Source organism: Micavibrio sp. TMED2, assembly GCA_002168225.1.
GTDB lineage: Bacteria > Pseudomonadota > Alphaproteobacteria > TMED2 > TMED2 > TMED2.
The window spans coordinates 385,815-404,367 of the sequence record NHBH01000001.1 but is presented as its reverse complement, the minus strand read 5'-3'; the positions used below and the strand labels follow the sequence as shown (position 1 = coordinate 404,367).

The following is an 18,553-nucleotide window of genomic DNA, read 5'->3' as shown; positions in this document are numbered from 1 at the left end:
CAAATTCAGGATCAGGTTTTGGTCAGTTTCTGCTTGGCAATCGCCAGAGACTGCAGCAATTCCTTGCCCACCGGACCGCCATCGCCGCCCAGATCATGGGCCACGACATTCTGCATCACACCCAGATGCGCCTCGGCGAAGGCCATTTCCTTCGGGCCCAGTGATGACCGGTCAGCCAGAAACTTGTACAGGGATTCGGCCACATTGGTCAGCAGGCTGTAGCCACAGGTTTTTGCCTGTCCCATGATTTCCCGTGCGGTCATGGCCACCTGGGTGATGGCACTTCGCGCATCCTTGGGATTGGCACGGACGGCAGCAAACTGGCCGATCAGTGTTGCTACCTGCGACCGACCGACCTCGATATAGTTCTCACCGACCTTCTTAACTGCCTTCTCGGCCTTGGCAATCGCATCGGCACTGATCTGGCCCCGACGCCCCGGACGGCCACCCATTTTCATTTTCAGGTTTATGTCGGCCGGGATGACCTCAACCGTCGATGCCGGTTCAGACAGGTCATCCGAAGGATGGTGTGTCCGGGAGGATTCTTGTCCGGTCATGCGTTCGTCGTCAGTCATTATGGTAGCCAGCGGGAGTCTGTGAACGTGATTTTCTCAGGATAGTTTGATGTCACATGATCTCCAAGAACCCATTTAACATCAAGCCGGTTTCAACATCATTAAAGTGTCGATAAGGACCGCATGCTGTCCAGCACCGCCACCATGACCCGGGCATCGGGCATCGGCGCGATCAGGTCGAGCTGGCTCGGCACACCGGGAATACCGAGATCGGCATTGCCCGCCCCGCCGAGCTGGCCACGGAATCCGTGATCGGACCATGCCATATCCTGAATAACCGGGTCCTTCAGCGCGGCAATCAATCGGTCGGCATTCTGGTTCAGACTGAGCAGCGGATGGGCAGAATAAACCGTCGGCTCGGGATAGAGCGCCACCGGGCGCATCGGCGAGGTCCTAATCCGTGACCAGCTGTCGGGCTGGCCGAGCACGAATTCGATCAACTGGTTCTCATAGCCGATGACCAGCGGTTTGCCACCCATGCCTTCGTTGAGATAGCTGTTCCAGAGCTTGCCGCTCGAATGCTCCTTGTAACCCATGCGCTCGAACAGATGGTCAATGGCATCCAGATGCCGTCCGATACCGTCCGTGGTCGCCACACCGTCGCTGAGCAGATTGGCCACCAGCCCGGCAAACATGAAACCGCTGTTGGATTTGGTCGGATCGGTGGCGTTGATGATGACCTGTCCATAGAGCCGGTCGACGCCGAGCGATGCCCAGCTCCGCCCCTCGATCACCGCCTCGATCAGACGTTTGAGGTCAACGACAAAGAAATCCGGCTTGCGCTCCTCGACAATGCCCTCGGCCATCAGCGCCTGCACGATCGGCAGCCAGCTGTAGAGCACGATCGGGGAGTTGAAGATCACCTGATCCCGGCGCACCGGCACACCGTGTTGCCGGGCCATCTCGACCATGACGCTGCTGGAGGGCCAGAGGAAATCCGGCCCCTGACCGAATATCTGCTGCTCGCTGACCATTTCCACGGAGCCGGCACGGCGGGCATCGATCGTCAGGCCATGGGCACGTTTCAGATGCGCCACCACCTGCGGATTGCGGATGAAATCGGCCTTCTCACCACCAATGAAGCCCCAGAGGTCAATCGGGTCGGCATGCTGACCGGTGACCAGCGCCGCCAGATCACCATCGGACAGCAAGGAATAGGCAGCGGTCCCGCCGATCCCGGTGGCGAGCAGGCCGAGGCCCATCTGTCGTCTGTTGATACCCATAATCCAGCCGTTCTAAGCCTTGAACTCTTCATCCCGTATCGCATCATCCAACAGACGAAGCTCAACGTCCAATCCTTCGACCTCCGGCATCACCAGACGGTCGGCATAATCATCAAAAATCTTGTCCAGACGGGCAATCATCGCCTCGGTTTCCGCCACCCGTTCAGGGTTTGGGTTACGCTTGCGCTCAAGGGCGAGATAGCCGGTGGACAAGCGGCTCGCCGCCGGCAGGTAATAGGTCAGCAGACGCTGCACCTGCATCAGACGTTCCGGGTCACGCTCGACCTCGCTCACCACCTCGCTGGCGATGCGGTGCAGATGCAGCAGCTTGTCCTGCACCGCCTCATTGCGCAGATGTTCAACCGTGGCGGCGAGACTGGCCAGAGCGTGATCCGCCGCAATCAGCACATCACGGGCAAGATCGATACGGGCCTCGCTGAACTCGCCCTTTGGCAGGTCCTCGAAAAAGGCCTTGGGCGTCAAAATCAGCCGGGTACCGAAAAACACCAGCAGCGCCCCGGGCAGTGTGGCATAGATCGGCAACCCGAACAGGAATGTCGCCAGCGGGGCAAAGCCGCCACCGACCGCCCCGGCGATCAGATCGCGGTTATCTGTCAGAACACTGCGCCGGGCCATAGATCAGTTATATCCACGCGCTGTACGGAAGGCACTGACCAGCGATTTGGTGCCGTCAAACACCCGGGCACTGGTCTGATCGGCCAGCCGGTCAACCTGACTGCGATCGGCATTGCCGAAGGTGATACCGAAAACCGGTACATCACCGACAAGACCACGGCGGGCAGAGGTAATCTCCGCCACATCGCCATCGGAACGTCCATCGGTCATCAGCACGACCGCTGGCAGGTAGTTCTCGAAATCCGTTATCGTGCGCATTTCCTCCAGCGCCCGGCGGACACAGGCATAGATATTAGTGCCGCCACCGGACATTTCCCGGTTGATCGCCGAGAGCAGGCGGGCCTGATCCTCGGGCGAGCCGGTACCATCAATCACGTCACGCGGGTCGTTATCAAACGGAATGACCATGAACCGGTCCTGTGATCCCGCCTGAATCAGTACCTCACGCGCCCGCGACGGGGTCAGCAACAGGCTCATCGCCTGTTTCAGGTCAGCCTCGCCGCGGCCTTCCATACTGCCGGAGAAATCAAGGCAATAGATGGTCAGCGACGGACGGCGCAGGGTTTCCTGATACAGGATCAGCGCCCGGCGCACCACATCCGGCTCCGGCATACGGATGGCGGTCACAAACCGCCGGGGATCGAAATTCCAGCTCGGGTCAGGTGTACCCACCGCATTGGCCCGGCCCAGCGCGACCCGACGATCGGCGGCGACCAGCTGGCTCTGGACCTTTTCACTCAGCAGATATTCCTGCAGGGACAGGAAGAACTCTTCAAAACCGGCCTCCTGCCCACGATCGACAAAACCGAGCGGACTGTCGGCAAAGGCAACGCCATCGGTCGGATAGACCGCCCAGAGCAACTCGCTGTTACGCTCACGCAAGCTGCGATTGGTTTCCGCCAGAATGGCCTCGTAATTCCACATGGCATCGTATTTGACGCCCTCGGCATCGGATTTCAGGAACAGATCGCGCAACCAGCCGGATGACCCGGAACTGCGCGCCACCCCATGCAGCAGGGATTTGATCTTCTGCTGGGTATCCGACAGCTCGAGATCAGCAGCGGTCAGAACGGCATCGCTGCCGACCGTGGCCGACAGCATGGCGAGATAGGCACCGGCACCGGAATTGGATTGCGTGGCCGAGGTCATGAGGAACCGGAGCCGTCCCTCGGTGACCGCCCGGACAATATCATCCATGGAGACATCGGCATCGATCCAGCCCAGCTCTGCCGCCTTCGACTTCCGCACGCCGAGGATAACCGGCGAGCGACTGATCGAGGCCAGATGCTTGACCCGCCGCGAGCGGTCGAACATGTCGATCCAGATGCCGTTGGCAGGCCAGACCGCATCGATCTGCTCGACCCCTTGCTCCACCGCCATGCCGATATCGAGCGAGCCCTTGTACTGGACATCGCACAACACGTTCTGGTCCTGACAGTATTCAGTGACAATCGGCTCCAGACTCTTGTTCTCGGACCCGGAATAGATCACGAAGGCCCGACCGAGCTTGCCGGGACTTTCCGCTGTCAGATCATTGATGACGCTGTCCATAAAGATATTGGACAGGGCAGACACCATGATGAGGATGCCCGCCGCCATCAGCAGCAGTTGCGGAAACGTCTTGCGGCGACCCGATTGGCCACGATTGCCGGATTTGCGGGGTCCCCAGGGATTCTTGTCAGCAGACATGAGTGTTTACCTCGTCCCAACCATACCGATCAGGCGGCCGGTTTTCCGTCTTGTTGCCGGGCCGCAGCCTGTGCCAGCGTATCCTTCAACTCACCCTCAATGCGCTTCATCTCGACTTCTGCCGCCTTGCGCTGCTGTCTGCCCTCTTCCTGAATCCGCAGAACATCATTGATGGTGCCGATGAGCTCGTCATTCACCTTGGTCAGGGTCTCGATATCGACCACGCCGCGCTGGCTTTCCTGCTCGACCTCAACCGTACCGGCCCGCAGCCGTTCGGCATTGTCGCGCAGCATCTGGTTGGTGGCCTCGGAGACATTCTTCTGCAGCTCCAGCGCCTCACGCTGGCGATGGATGGCGAGCGCGATGGTCATCTGGTTTTTCCAGGTCGGGATCGTGGTCGCAACCGAGCTTTGCAGTTTTTCAACCAGGGTCGCATTACCGCTCTGGACCAGACGGATCTGCGGCAGGGCCTGCAGGGCAATCACCCGGCTCAGTTTCAGATCGTGGATTTTCTTCTCCAGCCGCTCCAGCGCCTGACGGGCATCGTTGAGCGCTTGCGCCGCCAGCTGTCCCTCAGCGCCCTCACCGGCGCTTTGTACCTTTTGTTCCAGCTCGGGCAGCAATTTGGTCCGCGCTTCCTCGACATATTCGGTACCGGCCACGATGAAGGCCTCGAGCATCTTCATCTGGTCGAGATTCTTGCCATGCAGACCGTCGAGCATGGCGATGTCGCGCTTGAGGATTTCCTGCTGGCTCTGCAATTCGATGGCAATCCGGTCGATCTGGGCGGCAACCGTGGTGAACTGGGATTTGAACCGCTCAACCTTGGCTTTCAGCCCGCCGAAAATCCGCTCGAAGAAGCCAAGCTTATCAAGGCTTTTCGGGTCAAGCCCCTTGACCTTCAGCATCATGTCACTGAGGAGGTTACCGACCGGACCGGTATCCTTGTTCAGGGTTTCCGACAGGATACGGTCGGCGAATGCCGCCACTTCCCGCTGTGCCGTATCACCGAAGGAGATCAGCTGAGCCCGGTCGGCGAGGTCGATCTCGCCCTTGATCTTGGACACCAGCGCCACGTCCGGGCTGAGTGCGGTTTCCTCGGCTTGCGCCGTGGCAACAGCGGTCGTGGTAATGGATGGCACGGAAGGTTGGGTATCAGACATGTGACAGTGGCCCTGAGAGAAATATAGAAAATCACGAATGCGACCGGAATAACCTACCAGCCTTAACCCGATGCGGCAATTTAAGCCGTCAAAAACCCGCCAATTAGTTTACACGTTTCTCAATCAGCGACTTCCTGACAAAACGCCCCATACAGAAGGGATTGCAGGACCGGAAACCGGCAGCCATGACAGCTTGTCACTTGTTTTGGGTGATCGGCTCATGATTGTCTGCTTTCTTCGATCACTCCTCGCCCTTAACTTCCCATCGGCGACCCTTTAGCAACAGGCGACAACAGCCCATGAGCGACCAAGCAGCATCCCGTCAGTCCGCTTTACCAGCCGATATTCTGGCCGAACAAACCACCCTGCTGGCCCAGCTCGACCATTATATCGACGCCCCGACCGGCAGCGTCATCCCGCCGATCTATCCGGCCACGACCTATGCCCGTGATGCGCAGTACCAACTCCCGTCCCATGGCGGCACCTATATCCGGGACGAAGACCCGACGGTGGCACAGGTCGAAACCGTGCTGGCAAAACTCGAGGCAGGGGCCGACAGCAAGGCCGAGGCCATGCTGTTCGGGTCCGGCATGGCCGGGATCACCGCGATCATGCGGGCGGCGATTGCGGTTGCCGGACAGCAGGGTCGCCGGGCGCGGCTGGTAATCCAGCGCTCGATGTATTTCGGCACGGTGAAACTGGTGGAAACACTGGTCGCCGCCAATGCCGCCGAGATTGTCTGGTTCGATCCGCATCAGGCGGACAGCCTCGATGCCGCACTGGACCAGCCAACCGATCTGGTCTGGATCGAAGTGCCCTCGAACCCCTATCTCTACATTCTCGATATTGCCGCGATTGCCGCCAAGGCCCATGGGGTTGGCGCGGTGGTGGCAGTGGATGGCACCGTCGCCCCGCCGCTGCTCAGCCGCCCGCTCCATCTCGGTGCCGATCTGGTGTTTCATTCCGCGACCAAGTCACTGAACGGTCATTCCGATGTGCTGGCCGGGCTGGTGACGACCATCCAGACCGATCACCCGATCTGGACCGCCCTGCGCCTTGAGCGCAAACTCGGCGGGGCTGTGCTCAATCCCTTCGGCGCCTGGCTGCTCGGTCGCGGTCTGCGCACACTGGCCGTCCGGGTCGAGCGCAGCTGCCAATCGGCGCAAGCGGTTGCCGAGGCGCTGGAACAGCATCCCAAGGTGCACCGGGTAAACTATCCGGGCCTGACCAGCCATCCCGATCATGACCTTGCCCAACGCCAGATGCCCGGCGGCTTTGGCGCGCTCATGTCATTTCATGTCACCGGCAGTTCTGAAGCTGCCCTGAGCGTGATTGAGAAGCTGAAGGTGATTATCGCCGCCACCTCGCTCGGCGGACCGGAGACGCTGATCGAGCATCGTCATACGATCGAGGGGCCGGATTATGGCGCAGCGGATGACCTGCTGCGGCTGTCAATCGGGCTGGAACATGCGGATCACCTGATCGGCGATCTGGTGCAGGCACTGGACAGCCTCTAAACCAGAAGCCTGCGTTAAGGGTCAGATCTTCTCTTCGGTCAAGGCCTTGCTGGCCCGGGCCTTGGAGCGCTTCTCCAGCACATGCTCGCGATGGGCGATATAGACACCCGACCCGGCAATGATCGCACCGCCAATATAGGTATAGATGCTCGGCCATTCACCGAAGATCACCAGACCGATCACCGCCGCCATGATCAGCTCGGCATAGCGATAGGGCGCCAGTTGCGACGCCTCACCGAAACGATAGCTCTGGGTCTGGCTGTAATGACCGAGCGTACCGAACAATACGGCAATGGCCAGCATACCGGCGATTTCAAGGGTCATGCCCTGCCAATGGGGCTGGGCAGCGATGAAGCCGAATGGTGTCACGACCAGCGACATCCAGCAGATGATGCGCCCGGGGCTGTCGGTCTGGCTTGCCTTACGCAGGATCAGGCTCGACACCGCGATCAGCACCGCGGCGATCATGGCGGCGGCGGCGTAATAGGTCACCTCACCCGCACCGGGGCGCACGATCACCAGCATGCCGCAGAACCCGATCAGGGTGGCAATCCAGCGACGCATGCGAATGTCTTCACCAAGAAACAGCCCGGCACCGACCGTGATCCAGATCGGCATGGTGAACATGATCGCAGTCGCCTCGGCCAGCGGCATGCCGCTGAAAGCGGTAAAGACGCAAGCCATGGTGATGAACTCAACAACACCGCGCAGGATGATCGGTTTCGGGCGCTGCAGGGTCAGGGCATGGCGGCCATGGCGGGCGATCAGGAAGGGCAGGATCAGGCAAACCGCAAACAGGTTGCGCCAGAACACCACCTCGAACGGGTGCATATACTGGGTGACTTCCTTGATCATCGCATTGATGCCCTGGAAGCCGATCATGGCAAGACCGAGCCACAGCAGCGCCTTGGCCAGCGATGGTTCAACCACCGGCATGCCGCTTCTGTTCAGAACCGGCTTTACCGCTTCGTCGGCACCGCCATTTGTACCGCCGGGCGCACCGCCAGTCGCACTGGCGTCACTGTCAGTCATGGGATCAGTCCGCGAGGTAACGGATCAAGGGACCGGATGCATGCGGGCATCCGGCGGGAAAGCACCGACCTAGTTGGCGGCCTGCTGATTGACGCGCAGCTGACGGGCGCGGGTCAGGATCGTGTCCTCAAGCTGTGCTGCCGTACCGTCGGAAACCTCAGCGCTGGCCCAGCCGTCACCGGCACGCACTTCCCGGAACACCGCAACCCGGAGGCCATCGGCGCGGAGTTGGCGATCAAGGATGTAGATATTCAGCTTGAATCGCTCATCGGGGCTTTCGCTCGGGGAATACCAGTCGGTGATGATCACCCCGCCAAACGGGTCGGCAGAGGTGACCGGCATGAAGGAAACCGTATCCAGCGAGGCGCGCCACAGGAAGGCGTTGACGCCAATTCCGGCACCGCCACCGACACCACCGCCCTCGCCGCCATTATTGCCACCGAAAAGCGACAGGCCATCGGAGCCAAGCAGGCTGCCCTCGGGACCCTGGAAGCTCGGGCTGTTATAGGGTGACTGTCCCGGATACTCGGTTGAACCGTCACCGGCGAGATTTGATGAACAGGCCGCCAGCACCGGCAGCAACAGAAGCACGGCAAAGGTGCGGGCAATTGCCTTCAGATCAGGTGCATGCGAATGTCTGTGGGCGGTGTTCAACGTCAGGGCCATGGGTCAATTCCGGTGCCGGTTGGTTATTGCTGTGGCTTATATAATAGGTTCCGGCGATAAAGCCAAAGTCGCATTGCATATAATATGCTGTTTCCTGATAAAGATGTGTCCGCACCCCTGCTGACGACGCCGATTTGAAAGTTTTTAAAGTGTCCCTCCCGACACGGGCTGTAACCGGGTGTGATCCATTTGCATCGTTTTGAGCACACAAACTGACACTTGGTTAATTTCGCCTTATTCTATTGATAAATATGTGTTTTTAGAGTTTGTTGCATAACCGCTACAACGGAACCTGTGACACTGTTGCCACACGGCATGGCCGTCCACGACAAACTGGTTTCGGGTGTGTTGACCCTAACATGGCAAAAGCTTAGTTGATGCTTGGCATTGCAACGATGGGTCGACACGTTCTCGCCCAGATCAAGTATCTGCCAGCGGGTATCTCCGGAAACGGGGGTAACCCATCGTCCAAGACTAATACGGTGTAACAGCCGTGAATTTTTTAAACGTCCTTTATGAGGGGTAAGTCCATGAAAAAGGCACTTCTGCTCGGCACCTCCGCGATCGTCGCGGCTGGCATGTTCGCAGCTCCTGCCCACGCTGCTGATCCAATCGAAATCAGCGTTGGCGGTTTTATGAACCAGTGGTTCGGTTACCAAGACAATGACGACGCATCAGGCGTTGACACTCAGACCTTTGAGCAATGGTCAAACTCTGAGATCATCTTCAATGGTAAAACCACCCTCGACAACGGTCTGCAAGTTGGCGTTCAGGTTCAGCTCGAAGCTAACACTTTTGGCGACCAGATCGATGAGAGCTTTGCTTTCGTTGAAGGTTCTTTCGGCCGTTTCGTTATCGGTTCTGAAAACGACGCTGCTTACCTGATGCACTATGCTGCTCCAAACGTTGGTCTGCCGATCAACTCTGGTTCACAATACCATCACATTTCCAACCCAACCGGCGGCGGCATGTTCCGCACCGTTTTCGGTTCTACCTTCATCACCCCAGCTGGTGACGACGACGGTCAGAAAATCACCTACTTTACGCCACGCTTCTCTGGCTTCCAGTTCGGTGTTTCTTACCTGCCCGACATCGACACAACCGGTGGTGACCGTAACTCTCTGACCACCGAGCAAGCCGATTATACTGATGGCTTCTCTGTTGGCCTGAACTACGTCAACAGCTTCAGCGGCTTCGATCTTGCTGCTGCTGGTGGTTACTACTATGCATCTGCTCCAGACGCAGCTGCTCCAACCGGCGGTTCCATTGACGACTTCCAAGCCTTCAGCCTCGGCCTGAATGTTGGCTTCGGCGGCTTCACCCTCGGCGGTTCTTATGCTGATATCACCGAAGGTGCTATCGCTGGTACCCGCACCACCGAAGGTATGGGCTATGATGTTGGTCTGTCTTACGAGACCGGCGCTCTTGGCTTCTCTGTGACCTACTACCACGGCGAAACCGACGGCGATGTCTTTATCGCTGGTGATGACGAGCACGATAGCTATGCTGGTTCTGTCAGCTACGCAATTGGACCAGGCGTCAGCGTTCTCGGTACCCTTGGCTACACCGAATTTGACGGTGAAGCTGGTAACGACAACGACGGTTTCTACCTGACCACCGGTCTGGCTCTGTCCTTCTAATCCTGGAAGACAGCGACAAATCGTCGATCTTATAAGTGAGGGTGGCTCGGTCTCGAGCCACCCTTTCTTTATGTCCGCATTCCGGTATCTGGCTGGGTAAGTGCCGGCAGCAGCTTATCTCCAGATAATCGCCGATGAGCGCTTTCCCATCGCCTGCCGGATCGCTATACCTAGCCGCAGATTACACCCAACACTGATCGGTTTTACCCCATGGGCATTCTCTGGCTCGCCTCCTACCCGAAATCCGGCAATACCTGGACCAGAGCGTTTCTCGCCAATCTGTTCCTGAACCCGCCTGAGCCGGTAGACATCAACAAGCTGAGCAATTTAGCCTTTGCCGAATACCGGCTCGAGTTCTACGAGCAGATCGCCCGCAAGCCACGCACCGAGATCAGTGATGAAGAACTGAATCAGCTGCGTCCGAAAGTGCAGCAGCTGATCGCCGCCTCATCGCCCAATACCGTATTTGTCAAAACCCATTCCGCCATGGGCTTTACCAATGAGGTGCCGACCATTGAGCCACGGGTAACCGAGGGCGGCATCTATATTGTCCGCAACCCGCTCGATGTCTGTGTTTCCTACGCTCACCATGTTGGCATCGACTATGATCAGGCGATCGAAGCGATGCGCGCACCGATGAACCAGTTGAGCACGACCGAAACCCTCGCCTTCAACGTTCTGGGCAGCTGGTCCGATCATGTCACCTCATGGGCCGATGCCGAGGGCCTGAACCGTCTCGTCCTGCGCTATGAAGACATGCACCGGCAGCCGGAAAAAGCCTTCGGCAAGCTGGTGAAATTCCTCGGCCTGCCGAAGAATGAGGAACGTCTGCGCCGAGCGATCAGCTTCTCCTCCTTCAAGGAGCTGTCGAAGCAGGAAACCAAGACCGGCTTCATTGAAAAGTCGAAAAAGGCCGATAAGTTCTTCCGTAAAGGCAAGACCGGCGGCTGGCGCGATGAATTAAGTGACGCACAGGCGGAACAGATCATCAATGATCACCGCGCGGTCATGGAACGGTATGACTACCTGACTGCCGATGGTGCGCCACGCTTCTGATACTACCAAGCAAGCCCTCTCAACCGGAGCCTCGTGAGACACCTTATGGATGCGACCATGACAGCCGACGCCGATATTGAGCAACAGGTCAGCGAGAATTTCAGTGCTGCCCGCACAGCGATTTTTGACGCCGCCAGAGATGCCAAACGCAGCCCGGATGATGTGACACTGGTTGCGGTCTCGAAGGTTCAGCCGGATGCCCGTATCGATGCGGCACTCAAGACCGGGCAACGGGTTTTCGGTGAAAACCGGGTTCAGGAGGCAATGGAACGCTGGAGCGAACGGCGTGGCCAGCACAAGGACCTGACCCTGCATCTGATCGGCCCGCTGCAAACCAACAAGGTCAAGGAAGCGGTTGCCCTGTTCGATGTGATCGAAAGCGTGGACCGGGAGAAACTGGCCCGCAAGCTGGCCGATGAAATGGCCGCACAGGACCGGCACCTGCCCTGCTATATTCAGGTCAATACCGGCGCCGAGGAACAGAAGGCAGGTGTTCTGCCGGGCGCGGATCTGGAAGCGCTCTACAAAACCTGTACCGAGACCCTCGGCCTGAATATCGTCGGCTTGATGTGCATTCCGCCGGTTGATGAGCCACCAGCACTGCATTTTGCCCTGCTCGCCGATTGGGCGAAAAAGCTGGGTCTGTCGGGCCTCAGCATGGGCATGAGCGCGGATTACGAACTCGCCATCCGCATGGGGGCCACCAATATTCGGGTCGGCAGCGCCCTGTTTGGCGAACGCCGAAAATAATCAGCGGTCCGGATCAGGTTTGCGGCTGTTCCGCCAATTTGACCGTAATGGCGGTGGTTTCATCGCATTCCGCCAGAACCTGATACAACACCTCAAGGGTGGTACCAATGCAGCCTGCAGTTGGAGACCAGCTCTCCGGTGCGCCCTCGCCACGTTTCAGATGCCAGAATATGGCACTGCCCATCCCGGCGACCGGCGGGTCATCATTATGGCCGAGCACCACCACCAGATCATAAACATGATCCTGTCGCGCCATTTCCTCATGGCTGGCGGCAAAGGGCAGGCGCACCAGACGGTTGTAATCCGGGTGATCCGCCTCATCGCACCAGCCCATATCCGCCTCGATAGCACTCAGCGGTACATGGGTTTTCGGCTTAACGATCCGGTCGGCACGATAGAACACATGGCGCAGGGGCCAGCGACCAAGCGGTGTTGCGCCATCGCCCTCACGCTTGTCCGCGGCAGGCAGAACACCGCCTCGCCCGATAGAGCAGGGCACGGAGATCGGACCCGCGGCCAGTCTGGCCTCGAACCGCCCATGGGTGGCATCGGACTGCGAAACGGTAACGGTAATCTCGATCACAATGAAAAGGCGATCCTGTCAGAGAGCCGGTATTCAGATGCCCGGACGATACAGGCTGTTGCTGGCCTGATATTTCTCAAGCGCCTGACGCATTTTATCGGCCAGATTATTCGCTGATATATTACGGCCAAACGGGTCGGTAATATTGACGCTGGCCGGGGCGGCGGGTTTTGGCGTGTTGACCGTCGTGGCAACGGCAGGTGCGGCGTTAGCGGCAACATCACCCTCACCGGCGCTGGCCTGCTGCAACTTCGCCTCTTCTGCCTTAGCTGCAGCCAGTCGGGCGGCGGCTTGCGCTACCTCGGCAGCCTTGATTTCAGCCTTGTGGCTACTGGCACCGGCATGGAGCGGCATGGTGCGGTTGTAGCGACGGACGTCATCCATATCGAGCGGGATCGCATTGGCATCGGCGGCGGCGATGGTCCGTGGCTGGCGGCGGCTTGGCCGGTCCTCGCTGTCGAGGCTCGCCAACTGCAGTGCCGGGCTGTCACCCTCAGCCTCTTCACTTTCCTCTGCCACATCTTCAGCAATCGGCGTATCCGCCATCTGGATCGTGCCCGCCGGTGCGCGTGGCGCGGTCATGGGTGCTACCCCAGGGACAGCTGGCGTAGCAGCGGCACCGGATGCCAACATCAGGAAGGAATCCATGGATTTTTCACTGGCATAGGCATCGGCCGCGGCGACCAGCACCTGCTGCGCCATGGCATCACCACTGTCACCGAGGGTATTGTCCAAGGCATGATGCACATGGCCATCGGCGGTCTCAGCAGTTCTATCGGCACTGGCCAGCATGACCGAACCGGCAGTTTCCTGCGGCGATCCTTCCTGTGGGAGCCCTTCCTGCGGGGGCAACGTCTCGACCTCAACAGCCGTATCGCCATCCAGCGCCGCCAGCATGGTGCTGGCCATATCACTGCCGCCGGTTTGCTCGAACATCGCATTAAAGGCACCGCCAACCATGGCAAATGGCCCGCCGAACAGCATGCCGCCAGCCATCTGTGTACTCGGCTTGATGGTATCGCCGGTCAGCTCGCGATAGACGGTATTGACGAACGGGATATGCTGGAGCGGATTGACCACATCCAGAAAATCCCAGAATGACATGTCGTCATCGGACGCTTGCTGCTCTGCCGGTTGCATATTCCCGGCGGCCTGCCTGACATCTGGATTGCGTCGGGCAGCCCATACCTCGCCATATCCGGTCTCGAAATTCATCCCCAGCCCTCAAAAGCTCGCAACGCGCGTCATGGCCGCTTGCCGGAACGCGCAGTTTTCCTCTGCGAATCGAGAAGCATATTTCATGCCAGAAATCGGGGGTTTTCCGACTCTTTACGTCGAATCAGTCGGTTAGGTGCCCGCCTCTTTGCTGCTTGGCGGTGATATAGGCGTGGTTGAGCGGGTTACTGTCGAAATGATGGCCAATCCGCTCCACCACATCGATCCCGGCGCTGCGCAGCTGGGCAATCTTGTCCGGGTTGTTGGTGAGCAGGCGGATCTTGCCGTGCCCCATATCGCGAAGGATGGTCGCCACGAGGTCATAGGCGCGCTCATCGGCGGCAAAGCCGAGCGCCAGATTGGCATCGATCGTATCCAGCCCGGTATCCTGCAGGCGATAGGCGCGCATCTTGTTGGCAAGACCGATATCCCGGCCTTCCTGTGCAGTATAGATCAACAGCCCACCGGCATTTTCCGCCATATGGGCAATGGCGCCACGCAGCTGATCACCACAGTCACAGCGCAGTGAACCGAGCAGGTCACCGGTAAAGCACTCGGCATGAACCCGCACCAGCGGTATCTCCGTCGCCGGTTGCTTGCCGGTCACTTCAATCGCCACATGGTCGCGACCATCACCAATGGTGCGATAAACGCTGATCCGGCAGTTTTCCGCCAGCTTCAGGGGCACATCGGCACTCGCCGTCTGGCGCACCACCACCGGCTGGTTCGCCAGTGCGTCGCCGCTGATGGCCTCCGTGGTCAGGACCGCCATGGCCTCAAGCTCGGCAATCCGCTCGACCGGCACCTGCCAGACCAGTGCTGCCGGGATCAGGAACCCCCGTTTGAGCAGGGTAATGACCGTATCGAGCACGGCCGGGGCCGACAGGCCGATATGGTGCCCGAAGGGACGCGGCTTCTGGGTCAGACCGGCCAGCGTCTGCAGTGCCTCGATAATCGCCTGTATGCCAGTACCGTTCTCGGCAATCGGCAGCAGGATCGATCCCGACTGCCGGATTTCCGGTGATGGCATGGCACCGGTTGCCAGCAATGCCGCCCGTTCACCGCTGATCAGCAAGGCACGGGGCACGGCAGCACCGAGCAGCGCTGACCATTCGGCAAGCGAAGCCTCGCTGGCGGTTTCCAAGGGCAATGCCAACCAGGCATCATCCGCCGCCGGATCGCCCTTGATGAGGATTGGATCACCCCGGCGCAAATCACCGATCAACCGCGCCTGTATCCGCGCACGCACCATTGGTGAGGCTGGGTTTTCAACGGTTCTTCCGTCAGTACGGGTATTCGGGTTTTCCATTGATAACGTGCTTATAACGAAAAAATGAGCGCAGTTGACGTGATCTTGAACCGCACTATTGGCTACCAATTAGCAGAAGCATTTTGCAGTCAGTATCTTGATACTTATAAAAGATGTGGTGCGGAATTCGAAAAAGAACCCCTGCAATCCGAATTGTCCTATCCTAGGCACCGGGATCGCAGAAGCAACAAGGTATTAGGGACCCATGGCCGGTAATCTGAAAATCCTGATGGTCGACGATGATGACGAGCTGCGCGAATCCCTGAGCGAACAGCTCGAGCTGCATGAGGAATTCGACATCGTGCAGGCTGCCACCGCCAAAGCGGGCCTCGAAGCGGCCAAGGCCCAGCGCTTTGACCTGCTGCTGCTCGATGTTGGGCTGCCGGATATGGATGGCCGGGATCTCTGCCGCCTGATGCGCCGGGAGGATGTACGAGCACCGATCATCATGCTGACCGCACAGGACAGCGATGCCGATACCATTCTGGGTCTTGAGGCCGGGGCCAATGACTATGTCACCAAGCCGTTCCGCCTCAATGTCCTGCTCGCCCGCATGCGCGCCCAGCTGCGTCAGTTCGCCAATACCGAGGATGCGGTTTTCTCCATCGGGCCATATTCGTTCCAGCCAGCGAACAAGATCATGCTGCATGGTGAGAATGACCAGAAAATCCGCCTGACCGAAAAAGAAACCGCGATCCTGAAATACCTGCTCCGGGCACAGGACAAGGTGGTGGGTCGCGATACCCTGCTGGGCGAGGTCTGGGGCTATAACGCCAATGTGACGACCCATACGCTGGAAACCCATGTCTATCGCCTGCGTCAGAAGATCGAGGCCGATCCATCCAATGCCGCGCTGCTGGTCACCGAACCCGGTGGCTATCGCCTGGTACCCGATTGATTTCCCCGTAAAGCATCCGCAGGACCGCAAGGCGTTGCATCAGGGTCGCATCTGAAAGCCCCTGTTATTGATAGCTGGTACCCAAACGCTCGACTTTACAACCGAGGCACGGCACAGTACGGGGTAAATACCAACAGGTGGAAATGACCCGAAAGGGCCAGTATGGCTGATCTGACAGTACGGTTTTGGGGCGTGCGTGGCACGATACCGTGTCCGGGACCGGAAACACTACGTTATGGCGGTAACACCACCTGTATCGAAGTCACTTGCGGCGAGCATAATATCATCTTCGACGCCGGTTCGGGCATTCGCCGCCTCGGTCGGTTGAACGATGGTAATGGCCGTCACGACTACGATATTTACCTGACCCATACCCATCTGGATCACATCATCGGCCTGCCGTTTTTCGGCCCGGCCTATAATCCCGAAAACCGCATGCGGGTCAGCGCCGGGCATCTGGCCAGCGATAATGATCTGCGCAAGGTCATCTCCAACATGATGACCGACCCGCTGCTGCCGATCAGCGTTGATACCTTTCAGGCGGATACCGAATTCAACCGGTTCACCCAGGGCGATGTCCTGACTCCATATCAGGGGATCAAGCTGCATACGGCACCGCTCAACCACCCCAATGGCTGCACCGGCTATCGTCTGGAATACAAGGACAAGTCCGTCGCCATCATCACCGATACCGAGCACTTCCCCGACCGTCTGGACGAAAATGTCCTGAAGCTGTCGCAGGATGCCGATATCATGATCTATGACGCCACCTATACCGATGAGGAATACCCGGCCAAGAAGGGCTGGGGCCATTCCACATGGCAGGAGGCATGCAAGGTCGGTGAGGCCGCCAATGTGGGCAAGGTGGTGATCTTCCACCATGATCCCGAGCGCACCGACGAACAGATGGACGAGATTGCCTCGGCTGCCGAAGCCACCCGCCCCGGCACTATCGCCGCGCGCGAAGGCATGGTCCTGTATCTCTGATATTATTCAGGCGTTCTGATCAATCAGCGCTTGCCGGGCACCGTCACCCGGTGACCAATCCGTCGCGCCAGCCAGCGCCCCAGCATATCTGCCCCCAGCAACACCACCAGCGCCAGTGCTACCGACAGCCCGGCAAGCTGTGCCGCCAGCGCCTCCCCGCCCGGTGACTGCAGGGCGGTGAAGATAGCGAGCGGCAGGGTCCGTGTCTCCCCCGGTATGTTGGAGACAAAGGTGATAATCGCCCCGAACTCGCCGAGTGCTGCGGCAAAGGCGGTCATCGCCCCGGCGACGATGCCGGGCAGCGACAGGGGCAGGATGATCCGAAGCAGCCGGTGCCATGATCCGGCGCCCAAACTGGCGGCGGCGGCCAGCAAGCGCGGGTCAATCGCCTCGATACTCAACCGGATTGCACGCACCTGAAACGGCAGACTGACCACACCGGCGGCCAGCGCCGCCCCGGTCCATGAGAAGACAAAGCGGATGCCGAACACCGCCTCGAGCCAATGGCCGAGCGGTGCCTGATGCCCAAGCGTGACCAGCAGGAGATAGCCGATCACCACCGGCGGCAGGATCAGTGGCAGGTGCACCAGAATATCAAGCAGGGCACGACCGGTCAGCGGCAGTCGCGGATGGGTCAGTGCGAGCGCCAGCATGAAGGCCAGCGGCAGGCTCCAGACCACTGCGACACCGGCGATACGAAAACTGAGCCAGAGCGCTTCACCGGCGGCGGCATCGAGCATCATGGCGGTGCATCCGTTCTGAACCCGTGATCGGCGAAGATACGCATGGCCGATGGCGTCTGCAGGAAGTCAAAGAACGCCTGCGCCAATTCATTCTGCTGCCCATCCTGCCGGTCGATCAGTCCAAGACTGTAGCGGATCGGTGGATGGCTGCTGTCGGGGAAATAGGCCACAACCCTGACCCGGTCGCTGAGCAGCGCATCAGAGCCATAGGCAATGCCAAGCGGCGCAACACCGGTGCCGACCAGGGCAATGGTCGCCAGCGTATCGGCGGTCGGTGCCAGCCTTGGCCGCAACGCATCCCATTGGCCGAGGCTTTCCAGCGCCGCACGGGCATAGCGCCCGACCGGCACATGCTCGGGATCGCCAACCGCCAGTCGCTCACCTTCAGGCAGCTTATCTATAAGGCGCTCATCGGCGCGCAACTCATGGGGCATGACGGTAATGACAACATCACCGCCGGTGGCAATCAGCACCAGACGGTTGCCGAGCCAGTCCGAGCGCCAGCCGGGCACCAGCATCCCCTGTCCGGCCAGATACTCGGCCCAGAGCAAATTGGCGCTGGCGTATATGTCAGCCGGTGCCCCGGCCTCGATCTGGCGCGCCAGTGTCGAGGAAGCGGCGACCGACAGCCGGATATCACTGTCCGGCTGCTGCGTCTCAAATTCACTGATCGCCGCCATCATCGCGCCCTTGAGGCTGGCAGCGGCAAAGACCGTGATCTGCTGCCGGCCTGCCGCCGCTACTGGCATCGATAAAGCCAGACACAGCAGCACAGCCACGGGCATACCGTTCAGGATGCAATACCGCCAGCGCTGGAGGAGGGTGTGCAACATAATATGATAGTGTCAGCCATTATGCGGTCTGGTACATA

General features: G+C 59.3%; 18 protein-coding genes. 6 read left to right on the top strand and 12 right to left on the bottom strand.

Annotation, left to right across the window (positions count from 1 at the left end; genetic code table 11):
• Positions 1 to 11: 11 nt before the first annotated feature.
• From CBB62_02030 to CBB62_02010, 5 genes are all read right to left on the bottom strand, one after another.
• Entirely contained in the window at positions 12 to 575 is a 564-nt protein-coding gene (locus CBB62_02030; GenBank protein OUT41162.1) for a hypothetical protein, read from the bottom strand.
• A 101-nt stretch (positions 576 to 676) separates the two neighbouring features.
• Positions 677 to 1,798, bottom strand: a complete 1,122-nt coding sequence (locus CBB62_02025) for a hypothetical protein (protein OUT41161.1) — start codon at positions 1,796 to 1,798, stop codon at positions 677 to 679.
• 12 nt (positions 1,799 to 1,810) lie between these two features.
• Positions 1,811 to 2,434, bottom strand: a complete 624-nt coding sequence (locus CBB62_02020; protein OUT41160.1) for a hypothetical protein — start codon at positions 2,432 to 2,434, stop codon at positions 1,811 to 1,813.
• Positions 2,435 to 2,437: 3 nt separating this feature from the next.
• Positions 2,438 to 4,012: a hypothetical protein gene (locus tag CBB62_02015; GenBank protein OUT42591.1), complete on the bottom strand. Its 1,575-nt coding sequence runs from the start codon at positions 4,010 to 4,012 to the stop codon at positions 2,438 to 2,440.
• A 140-nt stretch (positions 4,013 to 4,152) separates the two neighbouring features.
• On the bottom strand, positions 4,153 to 5,286 hold the full coding sequence (locus CBB62_02010; GenBank protein OUT41159.1) for a hypothetical protein: 1,134 nt from the start codon (positions 5,284 to 5,286) through the stop codon (positions 4,153 to 4,155).
• A 299-nt stretch (positions 5,287 to 5,585) separates the two neighbouring features.
• On the opposite strand from CBB62_02010, the gene CBB62_02005 reads away from it, so the two are divergent.
• A complete protein-coding gene (locus tag CBB62_02005; protein OUT41158.1) occupies positions 5,586 to 6,803 on the top strand; it encodes a hypothetical protein in 1,218 nt (405 codons plus the stop codon).
• 21 nt (positions 6,804 to 6,824) lie between these two features.
• Here CBB62_02005 and CBB62_02000 read toward each other — a convergent pair whose 3' ends face one another.
• Together CBB62_02000 and CBB62_01995 are read right to left on the bottom strand one after the other, a co-directional pair.
• Positions 6,825 to 7,835 (bottom strand): hypothetical protein, encoded by a 1,011-nt coding sequence (locus CBB62_02000; protein OUT41157.1) that lies wholly within the window; start codon positions 7,833 to 7,835, stop codon positions 6,825 to 6,827.
• Between the two features lie 69 nt (positions 7,836 to 7,904).
• Positions 7,905 to 8,501, bottom strand: a complete 597-nt coding sequence (locus CBB62_01995; GenBank protein OUT41156.1) for a hypothetical protein — start codon at positions 8,499 to 8,501, stop codon at positions 7,905 to 7,907.
• Between the two features lie 515 nt (positions 8,502 to 9,016).
• Here CBB62_01995 and CBB62_01990 point away from each other — a divergent pair.
• From CBB62_01990 to CBB62_01980, 3 genes are all read left to right on the top strand, one after another.
• Positions 9,017 to 10,141 carry a hypothetical protein gene (locus CBB62_01990; GenBank protein ID OUT41155.1) on the top strand — a complete coding sequence of 375 codons (1,125 nt, stop codon included), beginning with the start codon at positions 9,017 to 9,019 and terminating at the stop codon, positions 10,139 to 10,141.
• Between the two features lie 210 nt (positions 10,142 to 10,351).
• Positions 10,352 to 11,197 (top strand): hypothetical protein, encoded by an 846-nt coding sequence (locus tag CBB62_01985; GenBank protein ID OUT41154.1) that lies wholly within the window; start codon positions 10,352 to 10,354, stop codon positions 11,195 to 11,197.
• 57 nt (positions 11,198 to 11,254) lie between these two features.
• Positions 11,255 to 11,947, top strand: coding sequence for a YggS family pyridoxal phosphate enzyme (locus tag CBB62_01980; GenBank protein ID OUT42590.1), 693 nt, complete (start codon positions 11,255 to 11,257; stop codon positions 11,945 to 11,947).
• A 13-nt stretch (positions 11,948 to 11,960) separates the two neighbouring features.
• On the opposite strand, the gene CBB62_01975 is transcribed toward CBB62_01980, so the two are convergent.
• The 3 genes from CBB62_01975 to CBB62_01965 form a co-directional block, all read right to left on the bottom strand.
• Positions 11,961 to 12,467, bottom strand: a complete 507-nt coding sequence (locus CBB62_01975; GenBank protein ID OUT42589.1) for a hypothetical protein — start codon at positions 12,465 to 12,467, stop codon at positions 11,961 to 11,963.
• A gap of 96 nt (positions 12,468 to 12,563) precedes the next feature.
• Positions 12,564 to 13,745 carry a hypothetical protein gene (locus tag CBB62_01970; GenBank protein ID OUT41153.1) on the bottom strand — a complete coding sequence of 394 codons (1,182 nt, stop codon included), beginning with the start codon at positions 13,743 to 13,745 and terminating at the stop codon, positions 12,564 to 12,566.
• Positions 13,746 to 13,869: 124 nt separating this feature from the next.
• Positions 13,870 to 15,054 (bottom strand): hypothetical protein, encoded by a 1,185-nt coding sequence (locus tag CBB62_01965; GenBank protein OUT41152.1) that lies wholly within the window; start codon positions 15,052 to 15,054, stop codon positions 13,870 to 13,872.
• Between the two features lie 205 nt (positions 15,055 to 15,259).
• Here CBB62_01965 and CBB62_01960 point away from each other — a divergent pair, with 205 nt between their 5' ends.
• Positions 15,260 to 15,952, top strand: a complete 693-nt coding sequence (locus CBB62_01960; GenBank protein OUT41151.1) for a DNA-binding response regulator — start codon at positions 15,260 to 15,262, stop codon at positions 15,950 to 15,952.
• A 162-nt stretch (positions 15,953 to 16,114) separates the two neighbouring features.
• A complete protein-coding gene (locus tag CBB62_01955; GenBank protein OUT41150.1) occupies positions 16,115 to 16,939 on the top strand; it encodes an MBL fold metallo-hydrolase in 825 nt (274 codons plus the stop codon).
• Between the two features lie 23 nt (positions 16,940 to 16,962).
• Here CBB62_01955 and CBB62_01950 read toward each other — a convergent pair whose 3' ends face one another.
• Both CBB62_01950 and CBB62_01945 read right to left on the bottom strand, forming a co-directional pair.
• A complete protein-coding gene (locus CBB62_01950; GenBank protein ID OUT41149.1) occupies positions 16,963 to 17,682 on the bottom strand; it encodes a molybdate ABC transporter permease in 720 nt (239 codons plus the stop codon).
• Complete coding sequence (locus tag CBB62_01945; GenBank protein ID OUT41148.1) at positions 17,679 to 18,515, bottom strand: molybdate ABC transporter substrate-binding protein; 837 nt, start codon at positions 18,513 to 18,515, stop codon at positions 17,679 to 17,681. Before CBB62_01945 ends, CBB62_01950 begins: the two co-directional genes overlap by 4 nt.
• Between the last annotated feature and the right edge of the window lie 38 nt (positions 18,516 to 18,553).